At 68.4% G+C, this 18,661-nt stretch carries 18 protein-coding genes and 2 pseudogenes; 8 read left to right on the forward strand and 12 right to left on the reverse strand.

From position 1 onward, the window contains the following. Window positions 1-801, forward strand: an 801-nt coding sequence (locus ACWCRB_RS37250) for an IS3 family transposase (protein WP_451000287.1), incomplete at its 5' end; no start/stop codon positions are given. On the opposite strand, the gene ACWCRB_RS37255 is transcribed toward ACWCRB_RS37250, so the two are convergent. The 8 genes and pseudogenes from ACWCRB_RS37255 to ACWCRB_RS37290 all read right to left on the reverse strand — a co-directional run bounded on the left by ACWCRB_RS37255 (window position 780) and on the right by ACWCRB_RS37290 (window position 7,435). Continuing rightward, entirely contained in the window at window positions 780-1,142 is a 363-nt protein-coding gene (locus tag ACWCRB_RS37255; protein ID WP_451000288.1) for a hypothetical protein, read from the reverse strand. The two genes, ACWCRB_RS37250 and ACWCRB_RS37255, sit on opposite strands and share 22 nt — an antisense overlap. 17 nt (window positions 1,143-1,159) lie before the next feature. Next, window positions 1,160-1,816 (reverse strand): annotated as a pseudogene (locus ACWCRB_RS37260) (IS256 family transposase); the annotation flags it as partial. A 217-nt stretch (window positions 1,817-2,033) separates the two neighbouring features. Then, entirely contained in the window at window positions 2,034-2,162 is a 129-nt protein-coding gene (locus ACWCRB_RS37265; RefSeq protein ID WP_451000289.1) for a hypothetical protein, read from the reverse strand. Window positions 2,163-2,274: 112 nt separating this feature from the next. Further along, entirely contained in the window at window positions 2,275-2,574 is a 300-nt protein-coding gene (locus ACWCRB_RS37270) for a hypothetical protein (RefSeq protein ID WP_451000290.1), read from the reverse strand. A gap of 53 nt (window positions 2,575-2,627) precedes the next feature. After that, window positions 2,628-2,933 carry a hypothetical protein gene (locus ACWCRB_RS37275; protein WP_451000291.1) on the reverse strand — a complete coding sequence of 102 codons (306 nt, stop codon included), beginning with the start codon at window positions 2,931-2,933 and terminating at the stop codon, window positions 2,628-2,630. Window positions 2,934-3,342: 409 nt separating this feature from the next. Then, the gene (locus ACWCRB_RS37280) at window positions 3,343-4,326 is read right to left on the reverse strand and encodes a hypothetical protein (RefSeq protein WP_451000292.1); all 984 of its coding nucleotides are present in this window, start codon (window positions 4,324-4,326) and stop codon (window positions 3,343-3,345) included. Between the two features lie 118 nt (window positions 4,327-4,444). Next, window positions 4,445-4,651, reverse strand: coding sequence for a hypothetical protein (locus tag ACWCRB_RS37285; RefSeq protein WP_450404665.1), 207 nt, complete (start codon window positions 4,649-4,651; stop codon window positions 4,445-4,447). Window positions 4,652-5,041: 390 nt separating this feature from the next. Continuing rightward, the gene (locus ACWCRB_RS37290) at window positions 5,042-7,435 is read right to left on the reverse strand and encodes a lamin tail domain-containing protein (RefSeq protein WP_451000306.1); all 2,394 of its coding nucleotides are present in this window, start codon (window positions 7,433-7,435) and stop codon (window positions 5,042-5,044) included. A gap of 428 nt (window positions 7,436-7,863) precedes the next feature. On the opposite strand from ACWCRB_RS37290, the gene ACWCRB_RS37295 reads away from it, so the two are divergent. The 3 genes from ACWCRB_RS37295 to ACWCRB_RS37305 all read left to right on the forward strand — a co-directional run bounded on the left by ACWCRB_RS37295 (window position 7,864) and on the right by ACWCRB_RS37305 (window position 9,613). Continuing rightward, window positions 7,864-8,103, forward strand: a complete 240-nt coding sequence (locus ACWCRB_RS37295) for a hypothetical protein (protein WP_451000293.1) — start codon at window positions 7,864-7,866, stop codon at window positions 8,101-8,103. Window positions 8,104-8,675: 572 nt separating this feature from the next. After that, entirely contained in the window at window positions 8,676-9,194 is a 519-nt protein-coding gene (locus tag ACWCRB_RS37300) for a DUF4232 domain-containing protein (protein ID WP_451000294.1), read from the forward strand. 149 nt (window positions 9,195-9,343) lie between these two features. After that, window positions 9,344-9,613 (forward strand): hypothetical protein, encoded by a 270-nt coding sequence (locus ACWCRB_RS37305; protein WP_451000295.1) that lies wholly within the window; start codon window positions 9,344-9,346, stop codon window positions 9,611-9,613. Window positions 9,614-9,780: 167 nt separating this feature from the next. Here ACWCRB_RS37305 and ACWCRB_RS37310 read toward each other — a convergent pair whose 3' ends face one another. Beyond that, entirely contained in the window at window positions 9,781-10,113 is a 333-nt protein-coding gene (locus ACWCRB_RS37310) for a hypothetical protein (protein ID WP_451000296.1), read from the reverse strand. Window positions 10,114-11,335: 1,222 nt separating this feature from the next. Between ACWCRB_RS37310 and ACWCRB_RS37315 the strand changes: the two genes are divergently transcribed. The 3 genes and pseudogenes from ACWCRB_RS37315 to ACWCRB_RS37325 form a co-directional block, all read left to right on the forward strand. Then, on the forward strand, window positions 11,336-11,740 hold the full coding sequence (locus ACWCRB_RS37315) for a hypothetical protein (RefSeq protein WP_451000297.1): 405 nt from the start codon (window positions 11,336-11,338) through the stop codon (window positions 11,738-11,740). A 62-nt stretch (window positions 11,741-11,802) separates the two neighbouring features. Then, window positions 11,803-14,163 (forward strand): protein translocase subunit SecD, encoded by a 2,361-nt coding sequence (gene secD / locus ACWCRB_RS37320; RefSeq protein WP_451000298.1) that lies wholly within the window; start codon window positions 11,803-11,805, stop codon window positions 14,161-14,163. A 591-nt stretch (window positions 14,164-14,754) separates the two neighbouring features. After that, window positions 14,755-15,471 (forward strand): annotated as a pseudogene (locus ACWCRB_RS37325) (NF041680 family putative transposase); the annotation flags it as partial. Between the two features lie 9 nt (window positions 15,472-15,480). Here ACWCRB_RS37325 and ACWCRB_RS37330 read toward each other — a convergent pair. Next, window positions 15,481-15,897: a hypothetical protein gene (locus tag ACWCRB_RS37330; protein ID WP_451000299.1), complete on the reverse strand. Its 417-nt coding sequence runs from the start codon at window positions 15,895-15,897 to the stop codon at window positions 15,481-15,483. A gap of 146 nt (window positions 15,898-16,043) precedes the next feature. Here ACWCRB_RS37330 and ACWCRB_RS37335 point away from each other — a divergent pair, with 146 nt between their 5' ends. Then, entirely contained in the window at window positions 16,044-16,577 is a 534-nt protein-coding gene (locus ACWCRB_RS37335; RefSeq protein ID WP_451000300.1) for a hypothetical protein, read from the forward strand. A 101-nt stretch (window positions 16,578-16,678) separates the two neighbouring features. On the opposite strand, the gene ACWCRB_RS37340 is transcribed toward ACWCRB_RS37335, so the two are convergent. Together ACWCRB_RS37340 and ACWCRB_RS37345 are read right to left on the reverse strand one after the other, a co-directional pair. Continuing rightward, the gene (locus tag ACWCRB_RS37340; RefSeq protein WP_451000307.1) at window positions 16,679-18,118 is read right to left on the reverse strand and encodes an NF041680 family putative transposase; all 1,440 of its coding nucleotides are present in this window, start codon (window positions 18,116-18,118) and stop codon (window positions 16,679-16,681) included. A 137-nt stretch (window positions 18,119-18,255) separates the two neighbouring features. After that, window positions 18,256-18,522, reverse strand: a complete 267-nt coding sequence (locus tag ACWCRB_RS37345; protein ID WP_451000301.1) for a hypothetical protein — start codon at window positions 18,520-18,522, stop codon at window positions 18,256-18,258. Between the last annotated feature and the right edge of the window lie 139 nt (window positions 18,523-18,661).

Genomic DNA, 18,661 nt, shown 5'->3' on the forward strand with positions numbered 1-18,661 from the left:
CTCGTCGACGCGGCCGATCATCGCGAGGTCGTCCGCCATCCAGAACGAGCAGGCGAGGAACGCGCATTCATCGACGCACACCGTCAGGTGTTCGGAGTCGAGCCGATCTGCAGAGTCCTGACCAGCCATGGACTGAAGATCGCGACGAGCACCTACTACGCCGCCAAGAACCGCACCCCCAGCACCCGGTCGGTCCGCGACCACGAGCTGAAGACACAGATCAGCCGCATCCACACGGACAACTTCAGCGTCTACAGGGTCCCAAAAGTCTGGCGCCAGCTGCACCGCGAAGGCATACCAATGGCCCGCTGCACGGTCGCCCGGCTGATGCGCGACCTGAGCCTGGAGAGCGCCCGACCCGGGAAGAAGATCCACACCACCATCCGGGACGACGGCCAGGACAGGGCTGGTGACCTGCCTGGACGCGACTTCACCGCGTCGCGTCCGAACGAGCGGCGGGTGGCGGACTTCACCTATGCCTCCGCCTGGTCCGGGATCGTCTACGTTGCATTCGTCGTCGACATCTCCTCCCGCACGATCGTGGGCTGGTCCACCGCCACCAGCAAACGGGCCAAGCTCATCCTCAACGCCCTCGACATGGCCCTGAGGCGCCGCGACCGCGCCGGAACTCCCGCCGGACCAGGACTCATTCATCATCCGGATGCGGGCAGTCAATACACGCCGTCCGCGTTCACCACGCACCTCCTCGACGCCGACATCGACACCTCGATCGGCACCGTCGGGAGTAATTGTCAATTCCTGTGGATCGGTGGTGCTCTTCAGTCTTCTTCAGGTTCCTGATCTTTGGCGTCGAGGACGCCGCGGAGACGTCGGATCTCGGCGATCAGGCGGGGAATGTCCTGGCGGGCGTTGGCGATGAGGTGGGCGTTCTCGTCCCAGCGTTCGTCCGCGACGTCGACATAGCGTGGCTGCTGGACCAGGGTGGCGGCCACGATCTGCCGGTGGTCGAAGTCTGGCCAGCGTTCGCCGGTCCCGGTGTCGGGGACCGTGCTGATGGCGACGAGGCTCATGGCGAAGTCGTCGTCGAGTTGGCGCACGTGCCAGGGCCCTGGGGTGGCGGCACCGGCAAGATCCTCGATCTCGGAGAGTTCCTCGTCGGTCAGCGGATTGGGCGTGTCCATCAGGCTGCCTGCTCCTCACGCTCAACCAGCTGACCGCGTTCGAAGCGGGCGCCGGCGCGGACAAGAGCGACGAGGTGGGGCGCGTTCACCGCCCGCCAGCGGGCCTGGGCCGACTCGATGAGTTTGAAGACCATGGCCAGTCCCGCCGCGCGGGAGCCGGCACCCTTGGTGACCTTGGTTCGAAGCCGCACGGTGGCGAAGGTCGACTCGATCGGATTCGTGGTCCGCAGGTGGATCCAGTGCTCGGCGGGGAAGTCGAAGAACGCCAGCAGCTCGTCCTCGTCGTCCGTGATCCGCTTGACGACCTTGGGGTATTTCGCCTGGTAGGCCCGTTCGAAGTCGCGGACGGCCCTGGCCGCGTGGTCCTTGTCCTCGGCGTTGCAGATCTCCTGGATCGCGCGTTTTGCCGCGGGCTGGGCCGACTTGGGCAGCGCGTCCAGGACATTGGCGGTTTTATGAACCCAGCATCGCTGATGGCGTGTGTCGGGGAAGACCTCGTTCAGCGCGTTCCAGAAGCCGAGCGCGCCGTCGCCGACGGCCAGCACCGGGGCCCGCATGCCCCGGCGGGCGCAGTCCCGCAGCAGTCCTGCCCATGCCTCGGACGACTCGCGGTAGCCGTCGGTCATCGCGATCAGTTCCTTCGTGCCGTCCGTGCGCACCCCCATGAGCACCAGGACGGCGGCCCTCGCCTCCTCGTGGACCCAACTCCAACGCGTTCTGTGTCCACCTGGGAAAACACCGTTCCGAGGACCCAGGGACCCAAGTTCCGAGCCGGGCGCCGGGGCCGCCGGGGTCCGACCGCGCGATGACACAGATCAGCTGAACAGTGACACAGATGACCGTGCCCGCCTGGGAAAACAGGGGGTCGATGACACAAACCGGCCGGACTGTTCAGGCAGGGAGGCCGGGCACGACCTGGCCGTTGGTGATCTGGAGGCGGGCGGTCATCGCGTGCCCGCCGCACACGGCGTATCCGCCACTACCGTCGTCAACCCGGACGGTGTGGGTGGCCGGCTCCATGCACTGCACGTTCAGCCGGTCGTATGACCAGGAGCTCAGGCAGGCGAGGTCCGTGCGGCATGGTGGCGGGTCTGTAGCCGAATGAGACGGTCCCTCGCGCAGCAGATCTGCTTCACAGGCCTCGGACCGAGATCATCTGGTCCACGGCTTTCTGAACCTTCGGCAGGAACGCCGCGATGGTCTCGCTATGGGGGTCCTCGCCGAACTGCTCCAGAGCGGTCGCGCGGGTGAGGACGATGTCGGGCTGGTCGACCAGGCCTGCGGCCCACACGTCCAACTCCGCCTCGGTGCCCCCGTCGTCGCCAGGACCGTAGTTGATGTACAGAACGGGGAGCTCAGCGGAAGAGTCCAAAAGGGTACGGATGTCTGTGACGGTAACCTGCGGTGCTGGCCTGTCGACGGTCGGTTCCATGGTGTGACGCTCCTCCGACTGATAGTTGAGTCAGCCTACGTCCGCTGCGGCGATCAAACCTCAATATCGCCCTCGGTGACCACGGCGGCGTAGTGGCGGGCGGAGAGTCCGTGCTCGATGGGGTCGCCGATCTCTTCGTACAGCAGCGCCAGGACGCCAGTCGCCGTCTCGGTGTCGGACAGGTAGGCCGGCGCGACTTTGAGCATCAGCTCGCCGATCGCGTGCGCGCTGGCGAAGAGGCCGTCGGTGAGCTGGCGCCCTGCGGCGACTACGGGATCCGCCGACGGATCGGCGGGCCGCGGCAGGCCCTCGCGGGCCGCGAGAGTCACCTCGCAAGTGATCGTCCGTGACAGGCTCACGGCTTTCCCGACCGAGCGCTGATAGGACCAGGACTCCGGGCGGTTGTGCCCGCCCCCCTGGTCCCCCGCGAGACCCCATCGAGTGGGGCGGCAGACTGCCGCCCCACTCGCGTGTGCGATGTGGCGTGTTCGTGGCAGCCAGGTGAGTCGCGAGGAGTACGGCCGCAACGTCTACACCTGACCTGCGGCCTCCCAGCCGGTCAAGATCACCTGTCAGAGGACAGGAACCCGGGGGATGACGCTGCTTCCTCATACCTGACAGCCTCACAGAGCGACGCGTCTACCTGGGAAGACGGGGTGTGAGGCTCACAATCGGGCTGGCCCGACTTCGTCGATGTGAAGTGAGCCCGGACCGGTGAAGTGACCGTCCCCTGCCCGCGACACCGGCGGGCAGGGGACCTCCTCGTACCTACGGTTCCGTGAGCACGTTGGTGGACTCCGCGTCCAGGGAGACTCCCGAGGGCCGGTCCGGGTCGGAGGGCCACCAAGGGGCCGTGACCGCTGCGGCGAGCATGGCGCCGACCTGGTCGGAACCCTTCGCAGTGGTGCCGGCCGGCAGGGCGAGCCGGATCCGGACGGTCCGTGACGCACCGGGCTTGAGCGTGAACACCTCGGTCTCGATGTGCGTTCGGCCCATCAGATCGGTCCACCAGCCCCGGCGGTCGATCGACCAGTGCAGCTGCCGCACGGACTCGTCGGCCGACCCTGGGAGCAGGGAGATCGCGACGCGCAGGCCGGAGCGGGTAAGACCGCCCGCCGCGTTGCGCACTCTCACCTCCCACTCCACCGCAGGGCCGCCCGCGGTCGCCCTGAGCAACTGCGGGACCTCGATGGTGAGGTGTGTGGCATCGACGGACAGATCCATCCGCACCGCGGACGCCGCCGCATGGGCAGCCGGAATCCGGCCTTCCTGGTCCGTCTGCGCGGCGATGGTGTTGCGTACGGCGGGAACCTGGTCGTCCACGTAGTCGATCTGCTGGTCGGCGGTGAACAGCCGGAACTCGATCTCCGTGCGTGCCTCGCCGCGGTGGGAGAGCGGCACCACGGCGACGAACTCCCCGTTGTCGTCCTGCTCGTTGCTCCACTGGAGCGCCACATCGTGCCACGACCCGGCTTCGCGGATCTGGAGTCGATCGGGGACGGTACCGATGTAGAGCGTCAGTTGCCGCCGGCCGGCCTGTCCGACGGTGAGGCCCGCGACGGCGACACGGAAGGCGAGCGGCGGGCCACCGGGGACCAGCACGCGACTGTCCGCGCTGAGGCTGACGACCGGGTGAGGCGCGGACCCGCCGGCGGACGGGCTCCTGGCCGGCGCCGGCCCGCCGCATCCGGCGACGGCCGTCATGACGGCAACCAGGACGAGCGCAATGGCGAGGCCGGATGCTCGGGTCACAGGGGATCCCTCCGCGAGGGACCCTACCGGCGGCGGCAACCGATGGGCGAGCCATACGTCGGGCCCGCCCCGCGCGGCCGGTGTCCTGGTGCCGGCCTCGGGGCGCGGCCGTACGAGCTCAGGCCGCGACCGTCGCCAGACGGTGGAACGCCTCGGCGGTGCGGGGATGCGCGATCTCATCCAGGAGGTGCCGCCACCCAGGGTCGGCGACGGTGGGGTGTGCCTGGTCCCAGGCCGTGAACAGCGGGGCGAGGTCGCTCTCGCCGGGGATCAGGGTCAGGTCGTCCATCGTGGTGATCGTCTTGGAGGACTGCGTCGACTTCATGGGATCGTCCTTCCGGGCGGGGCCTGTGAACCTCTGGGATCGGCTGGGTTCAACGATGCCGTCGCCTGCCTTCCGGGACCATGGGTCGCCGGTGTCACGGCAAGGGCCGACGGTTCGGCGGTGATCTTGCGGATCGCGACCGAGACGAGGAAGTCGATCGCGCAGGTCGCGGAGGATCTCGGGATCAAAGAGACCACCCTGGGCAGGTGGGTGGCGCGGGCCTGGAGGGCCGCCGGGGACGGGACGTTGGGCGAGCCCGCAGGCTCCCCAGGCGGCGGGCTGACCGGTCAGAGGTCTGCGCAGGTCTTCCGTGACTCAGGGAAGTGAGGAACCCCCAGGTCGCAGACGGATCTGGGGGTTCCTTGTCGAGGTCGGGCCGGGCCGGCGGGGTCAGTTCCGGCGGCACCTGCCGACGTCGATCCGGACGATCTGCGGGTCGTGGTCGCTTGCCTGGTCGGCGAACTCGGCGTTGATGTGCACGACGTCGTAGTCGAAGTGCGTGACGGCCGGGCTGGTCAGGATGTGGTCCAGGGTCTGCGAGTTGCCGTCGTAGACGTACGTGTAGCGCTCGGCGGCCGGGAGGGTGCTGATCAGCGGCTTCAGGGCCTTGCCGTCGGTGAGGGCGGTCATGGTCTGCGAGAACTCGAAGTCGTTGAGGTCGCCGAGGACGACGGCCTTGACGTTCTTGTCCGCCTTGAGCAGGGACTTGACGAAGGCGTTGACCTCGGCGGCCTGCTCCTGGCGCTTGGTCTCCGAGCTGCGGGTCGGCTCCTGGTAGCGGCCGTGCAGGGGCTGGTCACCGCCCTTGGACCCGAAGTGGTTGGCGATCACGAAGACCTGCTCGCCGTGGAAGACGAACTCGCCGACCAGCGGCTTGCGGCTGCTGCCCCAGGCGTCGCTGGTGGGGTTGATCCGGCCCGGGGAGTACGTGAGCTGGGCGCCCTTGCGGGTCTTCACGACGCCCGTGGCCGTGGTGGGCGTGGCGGGGTCGGCGCCGGTCCGGTCGGTGAAGGAGACCCGCTTGGGGTTGAACAGGAACACCTGGCGGATGTTGCCGCCGGGCTCGCCGCCGTCCTGGTTGTTCTCGGGGGCGACGTAACGCCACTGGTAACGGGGGCCGCCGGCCGTGCGGATGGCGTCGGTGAACCGGGTCAGGGTGGCCTCGGAGGTCACCGTCCCGTCGTTCGTCGCGCCGTTGTCGTCCTGGATCTCCTCCAGGGTGACGATGTCGGGCGAGCTGAGGCTGACCGCGACGCCCTCGGCGAGCCGGTCGAACTTCTCCTGGCTGTCGAGCGCGTCCAGGTTCTCCACGTTGTAGGTGGCGACCGCCAGCTCGTCGCCCTTCTGGCGCCGGGTCTTCTCGGCCTTCAGCCCGTTGTCGACGTACGTCCCCAGCTGGGTGGCCTGGAGCGTGTAGCCGCCGAAGGACGCGTAGTCGAGCGGCCCACTCGTCGTGCCGGACAGTTCGTCGCCGACGTTCGCCTTCGGGAGGGCGTTCGCCGTGTCGAGCGACATCACCTTCATCCGGCCGGTGTTGGGCTGGTTGTAGGCGGAGTAGAGCGTGCCGCCGCGCACGGTCGGGCTCTCCTCCGGCTTCACCGTCACCCACACCTCGTCGTACTCCGTGGTCGCGCCGACCACCCGGGGGTCGGAGGCCTGCACCCGCGAGCCCTCCAGCGCCTCGTAGAAGTCCAGGGCGTAGACGGCCGGTTCTAGGGGGAGCGCGTCGATGCTGCCGCCGCCTGCGGTCGGCACGTACGCGTCCGGGACGGTCGAGGCGTCCAGCGTGACGGCCTCCGGCAGGGCGTTGCCGCCGGACAGCACGGTCGCGGTCGGCCCGGTGATCTCCGTGACCGACTGGCTGGTGCTGCTCGGGTAGTACTCGGTGACCTTGCCCGTGACCAGCACGGAGTCGCCGACCGCCACGGTCGGGTTCGCCGAGCCGGTGTACACGAAGACGCCCTCGCCGGTACGGGGGTCGCTGTCGGCCTGCGGGTCCTGGATCCAGTACCCCTTCGAACCGGAGGTCCGTACGCCGGTGACGATGCCGGGGACACGGGTGACCGTCTGCCCGGTGAGCGGGGAGAGGCGGGTGGTGCCCTGGATGTCGTGGACGCGGAGGGCGCCGGGTTCGGTCGGTTCCTCACCGCCACCGCCGTCTCCGCCGTCGCCCGAATCGGGGCTCTCGCCCGCCGAGTTGACCGGGGACGGCGTACCTGAGGCGAGGTCGGTCGCGTTGTCGTCGGTGTCCGCGAGGGAGGCGGTGCGGGCGACGGAGGCGGTGTTGGAGGCGCCGGTGGCCGGGCCGCCGCCCTCCCGGACGAGCGCGCTGCCGTAGCCCACCAGGTCGACGATGTTCGGGGCCGCCGCGCAGTCGGCGGCCGTCTTGCAGGTCAGCGCGGTGGTGCCGGCGACCAGGGCGAGGGTGCCGCTGGTCGCGCTCATCGCGACGGAGCCGGTGGCGTCGGCGGTCGGCAGCGCCGTCGTACCGCCGCTGCCCGCCCCCTCGGCGACCAGATACCGGCCGCCGGGCGCGACCGAACCGCTCAGCGCGGTCACCTGCCACTGCGAGGATGCCGACGGCGAACCGGGCAGATATTGCACGCTGTAGCCCGACAGGTCGTAGGCGGCCGAACCGGCATTCCCGAGTTCGACGAAGTCCCGGACCAGGGTCGCCCCCGAGTTGCCCCCACCGCCGTACACCTCGGCGATCACCGCGGTCGCGGACGGCGCGGCGAACGCGGCGGGTATCGCGGTGAGGCCCAAGGCGCCGACCGCCCCCACGGATATGAGCGGGTAGGCGGCACGCCGCGCGCTGGATCTGCTTCCTGCGGATCTGTCGGATCTGTCGGATCTGGACACGCTGGCGTCTCCTCGTGCTTCGGGCATGTCGAAGTGATGGTGTGGGGGAGACGGCTCAAGTTACGCGCGTAGAAGAGGAGTCGCCAAGAGGCCGCGGGTTAATTTCCGGGAACGAAGGGGTGAGGAGCCGACCGGTCAGAATCCCTTCGGCAGGTCGGGCGGTGGGTACGGCGGCCCTCTGACGCGCAACGACTTCCACGGCGACTGGAATTGCCCCGGCCCCGGCGCCGCGCCGGCCGCATGACATCATCGCCCCGCCCGGCGGCCGCTCCACGGGCCGCATCCCGAGAAAGGGGCCAAAAGCCCGCGCGAAGTGGCTCACCGCTTCCGTCGAACACGACGCGGACCAGGTGATTGCCGCCGCGTTCGACGAGGCAGAAGCCCGTGACCCGCAGCACCAGCGATGCTGGGTGGTGCTGGTCGACGGCGCCGCCCACCAGCTGGAGTTGATCCAGAAGGAAGCCGACCGCCGAGCGGTCACGATCCATATCGTCCTCGACATCGTGCACGTCTTGGAGAAGCTGTGGGCGAGCGCACGGTGTCGAAGCCGCCAGGATCCTGGCCGGCGACGCCTCGGGCGCCGTCCGTGACCTGCGCAGCGAAGCCGCACGCGGCCACCTCACCGACGAACAACGCGCCACGATCGACAAGGCCTGCCACTACCTGGAGAACAACGCCGCCTTCGTGCAATACGACCAGGCCCTCGAAGCCGGCTGGCCCATCGCCAGCGGCATCGTCGAAGGAGCCGCACGCCACCTGGTGGCCGACCGCCTCGACATCACCGGCAGCAGATGGAGCGTTCCCGGCGCCGAAGCCGTTCTCACCCTCCGTGCCCTCATCAGCAACGGCGACTTCCCGCAATATTGGATCTTCCACACCCAGCGGGAACAGAAGAGCCGCACCCGAACAGGATTGTCCCGTGGCTGGAGGAGAACGCCCCGGACATCGGTGGGGCCAGGTGATGATCCACCCTGCCCGTCCCGGCCACCCGTCCCAGTCACCCGTCCCAGGCCGCCAGCGTTTCTGCTGGTCAGTGCCCGTTCCAGCGTTCCAGCGTCCCAACATGATCGCTTTTCGTGGCGGGCGGAACAGATCACGGAACAAGCTGTGGCCGTCCAAGCAGTCCGCTGGACGACCCACTTCCGCACCATGGAGATCTTCGATGCGTTCGCGACTTGCCGCCCGCTCCACCCGCCTCGCCCTGGCCGTGGCCGCCGCGGCTGCCCTCGCTGCCACCGCAACCCCGGCCGCCACCGCCGACAGCGGAAGCACCGCCGCGCGGGCCTGTGCCACCAACGACCTGACCTTCACGATCACCTCGAAGACGCAGGCAGGTGGCTACCTCCTCGTCACTGCCAAGGCCAAGTCCGGCATCACCTGCTACCTGGAGGGCGTCTTCCCTTCCGCGTCCTTCGGCTCCGCCGCCGACACCGAGCTGCGGCCCGTCGAGCACAGCGTCAGCGACGACGTCGTCCTCTCCGGCTCCGCCGCCGCCTACGCCGGCATCAACTCCAAGTCCACCAACAACGAGAACGGCAGGCTGTTCGAGAAGCTCCACCTCTCCGTCACAGGCGACGAGGACAACTTCGTCACCCTCGACCTCCCCCACACCGTCCAGGTCGACCGCCCCCTCGCCACCAACTGGCACGCCGACCCCGCCGACGCCGTCCCCTACAGCTGACCCCCGCGACGGACGCCTCCACGGCACCCGTCGACAACAGCGTCGCCCGCCTCCTGTCCCGGTGGCGGGCGACAGACGACTGACCAAGGGCCGCAATCCCCGCCTTCATCGGCGGCACTGTCGGCTACCTCATCACCGTTCAGATCCAAATGCACCAAGCCCGCGACTTCCTCCGCTACGACCGGGCGCTTGCCCGGGGCCGGCCGACCGGCAGCGGCGTGATCGAGGGCGCGGCCAGGCATCTGGTCGCCGACCGCCTCACGATCACCGGCAGCCGCTGGAGCGTCCCCGGAGCCGAAGCCCTCCTCCAACTCCACGCGATCATCAGCAACGGCGACTTCACCGCCTACCGGCGCTGTCACGTGCGTCAGGAACACACACGTCTCCATCCCCGCCTCGACCAGGCCATTACCGCCTGACGGCCTGAACGATCTCACTGCAGGAGAGCTACACCCGTCGGGGATTCTGGGCGAGGTCTCTCAGGTTCTGGTCTCCGCCGGACCACCTTCCCCCATTGCACACCTGATCGCCGAAGCTCACCCGGCAGCACTGCGCAGAGCACGGAGCGAGGCGAGGTGGCTGTCTCTCAGTACGTGGTGCAGTCCACGATCACGTCGCAGTGCGGATCGTCGGAGGGCTGGTGCAGATGTTCGTTCGCCAGGTAGGCCGGGGAGGCCAGGGCACCCAGTAGACCGGGCCCGGTGTGGCTGATCAGCACGTCCACACCGTAGGTGCGGTCCCGTTCGGGGGAACGGAAGTACAGGCGCATACGGTCCTCCCCCGTGATGACCGCGCCGGTGCACAGCGGCTTCCACGACACGTGCGTGGTCACGAAGGAGTGGACGATCTCGATGAGGCGGCCGGTGACCGCCTCATCGAGATCGGGATCGGGCTCAGGAGGGTTCACAGCTTGGCCCATGCTGGACACTTGTTCCCTGGCTGGTTGTGGCAGTACGCCGTGATGACGCCGATCTTCTGACCGCGCCCGGCATCGTAGCGTCCGTCCGTGGTCTTCCGCGTGTACTGCACGACCACGGTGAACTTCACCTGCCGAGGCCTCGGCACACCCGTCTCGAACACGACGCCGTCGTACTCCAGGTGCCCGTGGTGGTCGTCGCGGTCGACGCGGTCGCTGAGGGCAGCGGACAGAGTGGAGCACTTCTTGATGTTGTGGCGGCCGGTGAAATGGTGCCAGCCCAGCTCCGAGTTCCCGTACCGCGTGACGATGTGGCGGTGGTCCGGGTCGTCCGCCTGGCACTTGACTCGCTCTTTACGAGAGTGTGGGGTTCCGGCGGCAGAACGAGTACGTCCGTTACCGCAAGCCGCTTGCTTGACCGACCGGCCATTGCGCTGTGGTCAGTCCACAAGATTTGACAATTCCTCACAACCTGCTACTTGAAGTGAATGTCCACTGTCATCCAATCGAGGCGTTTGACAGCGAACCCAGTCGTTTGGGCTTCATGACAGTGACGACCGCGCCAGTTCACTCAGGTCCGGCGACGCGTACACCCTCTCCGGCTGTGCCCAGATGCATTTTGCGGTGGACGAGGACGCCTGATGGGGCGAAAGCAACACCGATCCCCTCCTCATACCTTCCGGGCGAGGAGTGCATCGCCGATATCCACGTACGGCACGAGCGCCTGGTCACGATCCAGCGGGTGGACGGAACACCGTCATCGATGCACCCCCTTCCACGACCCGAACTCTGGTGGCAGGTCCTGCCGGGGCGATTCGGTGTGGCACTTCCACGCGATCGCCTGGCGGTGATCACGCCCTCACCCGCCCTGCTGCGGGACCCGGTCCGGAAGCAATGGCTCGATACGCGCCCGCTGGGCATCACTCAGCGGCACGCCAGAACAACGATCGGATACTCCGAGAGAAGGGGCGTAGCCGACTCCGGCTTCGGAGGTGCGGCGGCGGCACGGGCTCAAGGGTCCATACCGACGCCTCGTCCCGCCCCTTCCCCGTACTTCCATGCCGCCGCACCAGCGCACCCCGCCGGCAGTAACCTTCCTGCGGTGAGTCGGGAACCTCAGGACGCCCGACGGCGTTCATGTCACTGACGGCCGGACGAGCGGAGCCGTCGGTTCGCAGTGTCAACTGCTGATTCCGTACGACGACTTGGCCGGGGGGCAAGAGGCGTGCAGCAGCACCGCGCACACACCACACGCCCGGCCGCCGTCGTGCTCTCCGCGCTGCTCGCGGTCCTGGCCTTCCTCCTGCCGGTGTCGGCCAAGTCGGCGTCGGTGTCCCGTCCGTCCTCGACGGGCACGGCCGCGGCGGCGACCGCGCAGGCGTCCGCGACCGCCGACACGCAGCGACCCGTCACCGTGGCGCGCCCCGTGCTCGGCCACGCCGACGCCGTGCCGTACCCGTTCCACCCTTTCCTGGGTCCTGGCGCCGGGGACACAGCCCCGCACCGCGCTGTCGGCGGTCCCGCCGTGGCCGTGGCGGTCGCGGCCGCAGGAACGAGCCGGGGCGCCCACGCGTATCGCCCACGCGGCCCGCCGTCCCGACGGAGCACCGAAGTCCGTATCGACGCCTGACCGTTCGCCTCCGCGCCCGGGGCAGACGTCGACTCCGTCTGCCTGCCCATCGTGGAGAACTCATGTCTCGCGCGCCCATGTGGCGGGCGATCGTCGCCCTAGGTGTGATCGCCGCCTCGCTCTTCTTCGCTCTCACCCAGTCCGCCCGCCTCGGCCTCGACCTGCGCGGCGGCACCCAGATCGTCCTGGAGACCAAGGACTCACCCGTGGTCAAGGCCAATGCCGAATCGACCCAGCGGGCCCTGGAGGTGCTCCGCCAGCGGGTAGACGCGCTCGGCGTGTCCGAGCCGAGCCTGTACCGGTCCGGCCAGCAGCGGATCTTCGTCGAGCTGCCCGGCGTACAGGACCCGCGCGAGGCCGCCGAAGTCATCGGCCGCACCGCGCAGTTGACCGTCCACCCGGTGCAGGGCACGACGGACCAGCAGGACGCAGACAAGGGGAAGCCGGCCAGGGACGGCTCGCGCACCCTGGCCGACCCCGACCAGAAGGGGGCGTTTCTCAAGCTCGGGCCCACCGTCCTCACCGGCGAGGGCGTCAAGGACGCCGAGGCACTGCTCGACCAGCAGACGCTGTCGGGCTGGATGGTCAACCTCGTCTTCCGCGGGCAGGCGGGCAAGGACTGGGCACGGGTCACCGGGGCGGCGGCCTGTGCCCCGCAGGGCTCCCCCGAGCGGCGCGTCGCCATCGTCCTGGACGGCAAGGTCCTCTCGGCGCCCGGCGTCAACGCGGATGTGGCGTGCGAGGTCGGCATCTCCGGCGGCTCCACGCAGATCACCGGCGGCTTCGGCCGGGAAGAGGCCCGCGATCTGGCCGCGCTCGTCAAGGGCGGTGCGCTGCCGGTGCCCGTGGAGGTCGTGGAGCAGCGCACCGTCGGCCCCACGCTCGGTGCCGACGCCATCGCCGCCAGCACCCAGGCCGCGATCATCGGGCTCGCCCTGACGGGGCTGTTCATCATCGTCGTCTACCGGCTCCTCGGTGCCCTGGCCACCATCGCGCTCGCGCTGTACGGGCTGATCTCCTACGCCGTACTGGTCGCTCTGGGCGCGACCCTGACACTGCCCGGACTCGCCGGTTTCGTCCTGGCGATCGGCATGGCGGTGGACGCGAACGTGCTGGTCTTCGAGCGTGCCCGCGAGGAGTATCTGGGAGTCCGCGCCCTGAAGTCAGCCCCGGCGCACCTGGACAAGCCGCTGAGCATCGGCTTCGGCAAGGCATGGAGCGCGGTCGTCGATTCGAATGTGACCACGCTGCTCGCGGCCGGGCTGCTCTTCTTCTTCGCCACCGGACCCGTCAAGGGCTTCGGCGTCACGCTCTCCATCGGTGTCCTCGTCTCGATGATCTCGGCCCTGGTGATCACCCGGGTCCTCGCCGACTTCGCGATCCGGCGCCGCTACGTGCGGGGCCGACCCGGCCTGACCGGGATCACCTCCACCGGCCGGGTGCGTGCCTGGCTCGCGCGCCGCAAACCCCGCTTGGTGCACCACCGGCGCCGCTGGCTCGGCGTCAGCGCGCTGCTGATCGTGGTTGCCGTCGCCGGAATCGGCCTGCGCGGCCTGGAGTTCGGGGTGGAGTTCACCGGCGGGCGCCTGGTGGAGTACAGCACCAGCAGGCCCGTGGACGTGGACGCGGCACGTACGGCGGTCACGGACGCCGGGTTCCCGCGCGCGGTGGTGCAGGAGTCGGGGGACGGGGACATCTCGGTACGCACCGGTGAGCTGAGCAACGACCAGCAGCACACGATCACAACGGCGCTGGCGAAGGAGGGCGGCGAGGTAACCGTCGAGCGGGACGAGCTGATCGGCCCGAGCCTCGGCTACGAACTGCGCCGGCACGCGCTCATCGCGCTCGGCATCGCCGTCGCGACCCAGCTGATCTACCTCAGCGTGCGGTTCCGGTGGACGTTCGCCGCCGCGGCGGTGTCGGCCATGGTGCACGACGTGCTGCTTGTGGTGGGCCTGTTCGCCTGGCTCGGCAGGCCCGTCGACAGCGTCTTCCTGGCGGCCCTGCTCACGGTCATCGGGTACTCCGTCAATGACACCGTCGTCGTCTTCGACCGGGTGCGCGAGGCGCGCCGCCGCGATCCGGCGGCGGACCTGGAAACCACCGCGAACAAGGCCGTCATCCAGACGCTGCCGCGCACTGTAAACACCGGTATGGGCGCGCTGTTCATCCTGGCAGCCCTGGCCGTGCTCGGCGGTGACTCGCTCGCGGACTTCTCCGTGGCGCTGATCGCCGGCGTGGTCATCGGTATGGCATCGACGGTGTTCACCGCCGTGCCGATCGCCGTGCAGCTCGAGGGCAGCCGCCCGGCGCCGCCAGTGCGCCCCAAGCGCAGCGAGAACAGCGAGAACAGCGAGGACAGCGGGGCGCGCAGTCCACTGGAGCGACGCGGGCGGGCGCGGGATTCAGGCGCTGTGGTGTGAGGGCGCGCGGAGGCTCGCGGGGAAGACGCGGATAGCCGCCGCAGGGAAGACGCGCATCCGGAGGGCGGCCACGACGGCAGCAGCTCCGGATGTGAGGTCAACCACCGACATTCCGCGGTCGTACGGGCGGATCAGAAGCCGCAAATCGATCCCGACGTGGCTGACCCGAGCTGGCCGGTGGGACACAAGAGCCACCTACCACCTCCCCCGCCGGCAGGCCGGCCCGCCCCTCCGGTCACGCTGCTCGGGCGCCGCGCCGCCGAACTCCTGGAGCGTGGCAGGAGATCGTCGGCCGCGAACAGGACGCGAGGAAACATCACACGCCCTGCGACAAAGGCAGCGCCCATCAGTGCAAGACAGAACCAGGGACGCAGATCACGGCATCAGGAATGACACGGGACCTGAGATCCCACAAGCGAACCCAGTCGACGCCGATCCTTGCCATCCAACCGAGTCGGCCCAGGTAGCGGGCTCGACCTGCCGTACTTCGGACTGCGTGTCCTTTGACAGTCAATCCAGTCGTCCCACAGGTCAGGAACTTTCGACCGGACCGTGTTGGCCGTCAAAAGACAGTGAACGAAGCCAACCGCCCAGTGCGGGCGACCGCCGAAGCACGGCAAGGAGTTCCGCTTCGCCAAGCCGGACACCTGGGGCGATCCTGACGCGGCGACGGTCCATCACCGACCGGTACAGCACCGCCCGCGCAATGGCCTGGGACCGCATCCACCCGAGCCTGACCACCCGTTCCGCGTGGATCGACCACACCGGTTAACTCCCCCTCATTAAGGGCACGTTGATCCGCCTCCAGGTCGACCGGTTGCCCGGTGGTGGAGACCCGCTGCCCCTCTGGCCGTGGTCGTCGGCCACCGGTCTGAGCGGCGAGGACGTCGACGTGCACTGGCAGGCGTTCCTGCGGAGGTTCGACATCGAGCACACCTTCCGGCTGATGAAACAGACCCTCGGGTGGACCCGCCCAAGACTCCGCACCCCTGAAGCCGGCGACCGCTGGACCTGGCTGATCATCGCCGCACACACCCAACTCCGCCTCCTGCGCGGGGCCGCCGCCGACCTGCGGAGGCCCTGGGAGAAGCCCGCCGAGCCCGCACGGCTCACCCCGGCCCGAGTCCGCCGAGGGTTTCGGAACCTTCGCCTGCACCTGCACTGTCCGGCCCACGCACCGAAACCCTCAACACCCGGACCAGGAAGACCGCTTGGCTCCAAAAATCGCCGTCCCACGACCGCTATGACGTAGAGAGGACGACCAGACGGCCCGAGAGCATCATCGAACGCGACAGCCTCAGAGGTTAGAAGACGTGCTCAGGGCCCACGCTGGTCCAGGACGCGATCTCGGTATGCACGCCAAGCATCGAAAGCCGACTGGGCACAGTCCGCGGTGAGGAAGTCTCCCGACCCGGTGTCGAACGCCCGCGCTTTCAACGCATCGGCGAGCGCGAGAGCAGCGTGAGCTGCTGCTTCGCTGTCGCCATGGATGAAGAGACCGACTCCGGCGACCGGGGCGTCATCAGCCTCGTTGACCGGGATGCTGATGGAGAAGCCTGGACCCTCGTAGTCACCCCAACCGTTCTGCGAATACTCGATGCCCGGCAACACATCTGCAAGGACACCGCGAACGTCGCGGCCCGCACCCAGGCTCGGTGGCTCCCAGTCTTCGGAGATCTCGTCTATCGCCTCGGCCTCAGACGGAAACCGCATGATGAATACATCCCAGCTCACCCGCACAATCTACGCGCCAGCACTGACACTCAGCCGCCCGACCCTGAACCGACCACCTGGTTAAAAGACAAGTTGAGAGGTCGTTTCCTTTGGTTCGATTGCGGCTATGGCGCCTGATTGTTGGTCCATCCATCTGGGGGGAGATCGTGGACGAGATCCTTGATGCGACTGGGGCAGCGTTGTGCTGCGCCGCGACCATCCGGCTCGGCGGAGCCGTGCGCGTGTTGGCTGCCCGGGCCGGGCTGTCCGACCGCTACGACCTGGTCTCGGCGGGAGTGGACAACATCGTGGCCTCCCTTGAGGGTCAGGGACTCGATGAAAGCGCGCTGGGCAAGGCGTTCGGGGAGAACTGGACCCTGGACGCCAGGTACCCGGTCGAGTTGTCGGGCCGAGCCTTCTTCGGGAAGTGGACGCAATTGGTGTTCGTGACAATCGTGCTGACTCGGCCGAGGCAGCAGCAGCTCGTTGCCGGGCAGGGGCTGGAATCCGCCTTGGAGGCGGCGGCCGCCTGGCCGTCCGAACGCCGCGTCGGCTCCTTCACACGACTCGCCGACTACGAGCTGGCCTGCCAGCAGAAGACAGGAGAGCGGCTCCGAGAGGGTGGTCTGCCGACTCTGTGGAAGCTGGCCGAGGAACAGTCCGGGCGGTACCGACGGGCGGCGGAACTGCTTGTCGGATAAGGGCTCGCAGAAGAATAACTTGCGGGTTTTGAGACTTGACCTCGCAGGTCAGCGCACCACTCGCCCTCATGTTGTTCTTCTGCGAGCCCTAAGCTTGGCGTTTATGCAGCTTTGCTGTTGGTGATGGCTACCGCGAGGTTCAGTTTGCCCTGTTTCCCGACAGGGTGCTCGCATGCACGGCGCTTGTTCTTCATGCCGGTTGGTCGGCCGGGGCCTGCGGTCCTGGATTTCGGTGCCCCGGCCGGCTGAGGGGCTTTCCCGTGGAGGCGGCGAAATCCTCGACGGACACGTGCGGGTGTGAGGCGCCCTGAGCGTGCTGGCCGCTCCCAGGGTTTGCGGAGGTCTTCTGCGAGGGGTCGGGCAAGACGGAGTTGTGTGTGGGCGGCAATGACCAGCCAGGTCCAGCGATCGGCGGCGGCCGGATCGCGGAGTTTGGGAGCGGTCCATCCCAATGTCTGCTTCAACATTCTGAAGGTGTGTTCAAGATCGAATCTGCGCAGGAATGCCTGCCAGAGCCGGTCAACATCCCCGGCCGCGGCACCGGTGGCCGACCACCACAGCCAGACCGGCCTGGGGCTGCGGTCACCACGGAGATGGTCGACCTGAAGACGGATGACGGTGCCTTCAATGACCGGCAGCTCCCCTTTGGGGTAGTCGGCCCAGGCCGAGCGCCGGACCAGCAGCGGGTGCAGACGGTCCCAGGCGGTGGCGACGGCCTTCCCGTAGTGGGTGGTGTCGGTCACCGTGGTGATGGCCGGGGCAGGCTGGGTGTAGGGATCCTCGAACTTGAACTCCGCCCCGCGCTTGGGTTTGCGCCCGTGCTTGCCCGCCGGCTGCGGCGGGGGCGGGAAGTACAGGACGCGGTCCGAACGCATCCGGCCCAGCAGCTCAACGGGCAGGTCCGCGAGCAGGAAGGCCAGGCGGGTCACGTCATAGCCGGCATCGACAACGACCAGGACGGGCAGGTCGCCTGGCCGCCACTGGCCTGCTGCATACAGACGCTGGAACACTTCCCGGACCTGGGCTGCGGTGACGGCGATCTCGTCGTCCCACGGACACAGCCGGGCCACGTCCAGCACGGCCGTCCACGAAGTCCGTCCGGGCTCCAGGGCGGCAACGAAGGAGTAGGGCCACCCGGGGATCATCTGGGCCGAGCCCCTGCCCCGACCGTATGTGTGGCAGAACAGCCGGTCCGGGCTGGTATTCGCATCCGGCCGCAGCCAGTTGCCGACGTCGACCGCCAGGACCAGCCGCCCTTCCGCCGTCCGGGACAGCGGCAGTCCGGCCAGCGCCATGCGCAGCCGTGCCACATCCAGCTGTCCACGGTTCAGCCCGCCGTACAACGCGCCATGCCCGCGCCGGTGCTCAGGAGCCAGGGACAGCTCGACCAACGTCCTCACCGGACCGTCCGCACACAGCAAAGCGTCAGCCAGCTCGAACAGCGCGTCGCTCCGCCCGGTCAAGCAGGCATAGAACTCCGTCCGGAAGCAGGGCAGTTCGGCAAACGCATCCTGCGGGACATCCCGGTGCAGCAGACTCATCGCTACGGCCTTCGTGCTGGTCAAGTGCCTCTGTGACGGAGCGCAGAATCAAGCGGAGGCCGCTCTCATGTCCGGCACTCAGCCGAAATCACCAGCAAGTTCGAGGCCATGTTCGACCACAGACGGTAAACATCAAGCTAAGAGCGAGTAGCTGTAACAGCGATGCCGGACTTCCGAAGCGTGCGGGCCAGGTGTTCAATTTCAGGAAGCGTTCCTGAATAACCACCGTCCAACACACGGCGCAGCATGGCCTTGGCGGTCGTCAGGTCGATGCCGAGCTCGGCCCGCAGCACGCGCATGATGACGACGTTCTTCGCCGGCGGACTGCTCACCTGCAGCCTCGTGGGGCCATGCTCGGAGAGCATCTGATCCCGCCGTTCGGCCGGCAGGTCGCCACCGCACACGGCTACCGCGTATCCACAGGCGGAACAGGTTGACTCAACGTCCCAGCGCAACCGCCCGCCCACCAGGGCCTGGACTCCCCAGCACTCCAGCTCCGCACCGCAGTCCTGGCACACAGCGGAGTACCTGACGGATTCGAAA

This window comes from Streptomyces sp. NPDC002156, assembly GCF_053593675.1.

Coding starts and splice junctions, on each gene's coding strand:
- secD (WP_451000298.1), top strand. CDS start 11,803: ATGTCTCGCGCGCCCATGTGGCGGGCGATCGTCGCCCTAGGTGTGATC.
- ACWCRB_RS37255 (WP_451000288.1), bottom strand. CDS start 1,142: ATGGACACGCCCAATCCGCTGACCGACGAGGAACTCTCCGAGATCGAG.
- ACWCRB_RS37310 (WP_451000296.1), bottom strand. CDS start 10,113: ATGGGCCAAGCTGTGAACCCTCCTGAGCCCGATCCCGATCTCGATGAG.
- ACWCRB_RS37305 (WP_451000295.1), top strand. CDS start 9,344: ATGCACCAAGCCCGCGACTTCCTCCGCTACGACCGGGCGCTTGCCCGG.
- ACWCRB_RS37270 (WP_451000290.1), bottom strand. CDS start 2,574: ATGGAACCGACCGTCGACAGGCCAGCACCGCAGGTTACCGTCACAGAC.
- ACWCRB_RS37300 (WP_451000294.1), top strand. CDS start 8,676: ATGCGTTCGCGACTTGCCGCCCGCTCCACCCGCCTCGCCCTGGCCGTG.
- ACWCRB_RS37340 (WP_451000307.1), bottom strand. CDS start 18,118: ATGAGTCTGCTGCACCGGGATGTCCCGCAGGATGCGTTTGCCGAACTG.
- ACWCRB_RS37265 (WP_451000289.1), bottom strand. CDS start 2,162: ATGGAGCCGGCCACCCACACCGTCCGGGTTGACGACGGTAGTGGCGGA.
- ACWCRB_RS37285 (WP_450404665.1), bottom strand. CDS start 4,651: ATGAAGTCGACGCAGTCCTCCAAGACGATCACCACGATGGACGACCTG.